The organism is Nonomuraea lactucae, assembly GCF_003313395.1.
In the GTDB taxonomy this organism is placed as follows: Bacteria; Actinomycetota; Actinomycetes; order Streptosporangiales; family Streptosporangiaceae; genus Nonomuraea; species Nonomuraea lactucae.
In genome coordinates, this window is sequence record NZ_QNFZ01000757.1 from 1 (window position 1) to 4,293 (window position 4,293).

General features: G+C 70.5%; 1 protein-coding gene and 2 pseudogenes. 1 reads left to right on the plus strand and 2 read right to left on the minus strand.

Going from position 1 to position 4,293, the window contains the following annotated elements:
* Together DQW85_RS26815 and leuS are read right to left on the minus strand one after the other, a co-directional pair.
* A pseudogene (locus DQW85_RS26815) lies at window positions 1-920 on the minus strand (PD40 domain-containing protein); the annotation flags it as partial.
* Between the two features lie 96 nt (window positions 921-1,016).
* Complete coding sequence (gene leuS, locus DQW85_RS26820) at window positions 1,017-3,470, minus strand: leucine--tRNA ligase (protein ID WP_240197449.1); 2,454 nt, start codon at window positions 3,468-3,470, stop codon at window positions 1,017-1,019.
* A 446-nt stretch (window positions 3,471-3,916) separates the two neighbouring features.
* Here leuS and DQW85_RS26825 point away from each other — a divergent pair.
* Window positions 3,917-4,293, plus strand: a pseudogene (locus DQW85_RS26825) (hypothetical protein); the annotation flags it as partial.

Genomic DNA, 4,293 nt, shown 5'->3' on the forward strand with positions numbered 1-4,293 from the left:
ACCCAGTGGGCGGTGCCGCGGATCTCGACCGCGCTCGCCCGCCCGGTCGCGTCCGGCGAGAACCCGCCGACGCGGGACGGCACGGGCCGCCTCGCGCGTGCCGGGCGCGGGCCGCTGAGCTTGACGTCGAGCTTGTACGGCTCGGCGTCCAGGCTCTCCAGCAGCCACAGGTCCCCGGCGTGGCTGTAGATCACCCGTTGCCCGTCGGTGGCCGCGTGGCGGGCGTAGAACTCGCCGTGCGTGGTGTGGCGGCGCACGTCGGAGCCGTCGGGAAGGGACGAGTAGACGTTGCCGGCGCCGTCGGGGTCGGCCAGGAAGGCCAGGCGCTCACCCACCCACATGACCGCCCAGTGCTGCGCCGGATCGTCGGCGAACAGCCTCGCGAACTCGCCGTCGCCCTCGGCGTCGACCCAGATCTTGCCCGCCGTGCCGCCCCGGTAGCGCTTCCACTGCGACGGCTCGCGCCACAGGACGGACACGGTGGCCACACCGCGCCCGCTGACGGCGACGTCGCTGACCCATCCGTACGGCAGCCGCGTGGCCGGTCCGCCGTCGATCGGCACCGCGTACGCCCAGGTCCGGCTGCGCCCGCCCTGACCCGCGGCGGTGACGGCCAGCACGTGCCCGTCGGCGCTCCACCCGCGGGTCCCGGTCATCGCGCTGCCCCAATGGGTCAGCCGGTCGCCCTCGGGCCCGTCCACCTCGGCGGCGAACACCTCGGGCGCACCCTCGCGGTGGCTGGTCCACGCGATGCGGCTGCCGTCGGGTGAGAACCTCGGGAACGAGACGGGCGTGCGGTCTGCGGTGAACCGCCAGGCCCTGCCTCCCTCCACGGGGGCGAGCCAAACGTCGTCGTCGGCGACGAAGGTGACCAGGTCACCAGACAGATGCGGATATCTCAGGTATGCGCCATTAGTCACACGTGAACACTAATGCCGTACATCCAAGGGGTGGACGATGTTCATCGTCCCACAGAAGGAGCCGCTGCCCGCCTCGCGTGAGCCGTGACCTGGGGGTCAGGGGACGATGTTGACCAGCTTGGGTGCCCGCACGATCACCTTGCGCGGCTCTCCCGAGAGGTGGGCCTGGACCTTCTCCGAGGCCAGCGCCAGCGAACGCAGCTCGTCCTCGGAGACGGAGGGCGGCACCTCCAGGCGGTCGCGGACCTTGCCCGCCACCTGGACGACGGCGGTCACCGACTCCTGGACCAGCAGCTCCGGCTCGGCGACCGGCCAGCCGGCGAGCGCGACCGTGCCCTTGTGGCCCAGCCGCTCCCAGCCCTCCTCGGCGGTGTAGGGCGCCACCAGCGACAGCATGACGGCCAGCGACTCCGCGGCCTCGCGGACCGCGGGGTCGGCGGGGCCGGAGCCGGAGTCGATGGCCTTGCGGGCCGCCGACGTCAGCTCCATCATGCGCGCCACCGCCACGTTGAAGCGGTGGGACTCGATCAGCTTGGTGACCTCGTCGACGGTGCGGTGGGTGAATTTGCGCAGCTCCAGGTCACCGCCTTCGAACGCGACGCCGGGCGCGCTGCTGACCTCGTCCATCACCCGGAAGGCGCGGGCCAGGAACTTCTGCGACGCGGCCGGCGAGACGTCGGCCCAGTCGATGTCGTCCTCGGGAGGCCCGGCGAAGATCATGGTCAGCCGGACCGCGTCGACGCCGAACTCGTCGATCTGCTGGCCCAGGTCGACGCCGTTGCCCAGGGACTTGGACATCGCCTTGCCGCCGTTGATCACCTGGCCCTGGTTGAGCATCCGCAGGAAGGGCTCGGTGAAGTCGACCATGCCCATGTCGTGCAGGACCTTGGTGAAGAACCGTGAGTAGAGCAGGTGCAGCACCGCGTGCTCGATGCCGCCCACGTACTGGTCGATCGGGCCCCACTTGCGGACCTGCTCGGGGTCGAACGGGCCCTCGGTGTAGCCGGGCGAGCAGTAGCGCAGGAAGTACCACGACGAGTCGACGAAGGTGTCCATGGTGTCGGTGTCGCGCTGGGCGGGGCCGCCGCACTTCGGGCAGGCGACGTTGACCCACTCCGTGGCCGAGGCCAGCGGGGAGACGCCCTTGGGCGCCAGCGCCTCGCCGCGCATGTCGGGCAGCGTGACCGGCAGCTGGTCGTCGGGGACGGGGACCTCCCCGCAGTCGACGCAGTGGATGATCGGGATCGGCGTGCCCCAGAACCGCTGCCGGGACAGCAGCCAGTCGCGCAGCCTGAAGTTGACCGACGCCGTGCCCCTGCCCGCGACCTCCAGGACTTCGATGATCTTGGCGATGGCGTCGGCCTTGGACAGGCCGTCGAGCGGGCCCGAGTTGACCAGCGTGCCCTCGCCGGGCGTGGCCTCGCCCGTCTCGCCCGGGTCGGCCAGGCCCGTGTGGACCACGACCCGCACCGGCAGGCCGAACTTCAGCGCGAAGTCGAGGTCGCGCTGGTCGTGGGCGGGCACGGCCATGATGGCGCCGTGGCCGTAGTCGGACAGCACGTAGTCGGCGGCCCAGACCGGGATGCGCTCGCCGTTGACCGGGTTGATCGCGTAGCGGCCCAGGAAGACGCCGGTCTTCTCCTTGTCGGTGGACAGCCGCTCGATGTCGCTCAGCTTGGCGACCTCCGCGCGATAGGCCTCGAACTCCTCGCGCTGCTCGTCGGTGACGATCTCGTCGGCCAGCGCCGCGTCGACGGCGACGACGAAGAACGTCGCGCCGAACAGGGTGTCGGGCCGCGTGGTGTAGACGTGGACGGGCTCGTCGCGGCCCTCGATCTCGAACAGCACGTCGGCGCCCTCGGAGCGGCCGATCCAGTTGCGCTGCATGGTCAGCAGGCGCTCCGGCCAGCCGTCGAGCTGCCCCATGTCGTCCAGCAACCGCTGCGCGTAGTCAGTGATCTTGAAGTACCACTGCGTCAGCTCGCGGCGGATCACGTCGAAGCCGCACCGCTCGCACTTGCCCGCCACGACCTGCTCGTTGGCCAGCACCGTCTGGTCGTTGGGGCACCAGTTGACCAGGCCGCCCTTGCGGTAGGCCAGGCCCCGCTCGAAGAAGCGGTTGAACAGCCACTGGTTCCACCGGTAGTAGTCGGGGTCGCTGGTGTGCAGCCGCCGCGACCAGTCGAAGGAGATCGCGTAGCGCTTGAACGAGTGGGCCTGGGTCTCGATGTTGGCGTAGGTCCACTCGGCCGGGTGCGCGTTGCGCCTGATGGCGGCGTTCTCGGCGGGCAGGCCGAAGGAGTCCCAGCCGATGGGGTGCAGCACGTTGTAGCCGCGCTGGAACCAGTAGCGCGCGACGACGTCGCCGATCGCGAACACCTCGCCGTGGCCCATGTGCAGGTCACCGGAAGGGTAGGGGAACATGTCGAGCATGTAGCGCCGCTCGCGGGTGTCGGCGGCGTCCTCGCCCGCCCGGAACGGGTCCGTCTCCTCCCATCGCTGCCGCCACTTGGCCTGCAGCGCCTGCGGGTCGTACTCACTCACGGTGATGTCCTTCTGGCTCGACTCGGACCCATAAGAAAACCCCTCGCGCGCACAGGACGAGGGGCAGCCGCGACGGCTAGAGCTCAGGGCCGTCGCGGCCCGCTAAGAAGCAGGGTCGCGGAACGCATAGGTCAAGCCTAGCGCACCTCTTCAGGAGATTGCCGATACTCGGCTGAGGCGGAACGGCACAATAGACACATCGCACTGCACGAGACCCGATGGTGATCTATCCGTTGTGACCTCATATGTCCTATTAGATTACCCTCGACGCCGTGATGGAGGGAGCGGAGACCGAACGGCCCACGGCCGGCCCGCCCACGCGGGACGCGCCGACGGATCCACACGGCTTCGCTCGTTTCGCTGCGGAAGGCGCCGAGTCTCCTGGAAAATCCCATGAGATCATGCTGGACGCGCCAAACGAGGACATAACACCACCTGGAGGTACGGGAGCCATGGCAACGGAGAATTCCGGAGCACCGCACCCGCCGCCGTCCTGGCCCGAGGTGCCTCCGCGGGAGTCTCCCCCGCGCGAGGCGCCCGCGTCCTGGCCCGAGACCGGCCGCCAGGACGTCCCCACCTCGTGGCCCGAGGCCCCCTCGCAGTCCTCGCAGTCCTCGCAGCCCTCGCAGCCCTCCTGGCCGGACGTCACCGCCGCCCAGCCGTCCTGGCCCGACGCCGGCGCCGCGTCGCGGCAGTCGTCGTGGCCCGACGTTCCCGCCGCGCAGTCGTGGCCGGACCTGCCGGCCGCGCAGTCCTGGCCCGACGTCACCTCCGCGTCGCAGCCCGCCCAGCACTCCCAGCCCAGCCAGCACTCCCAGCCCGGCCAGCC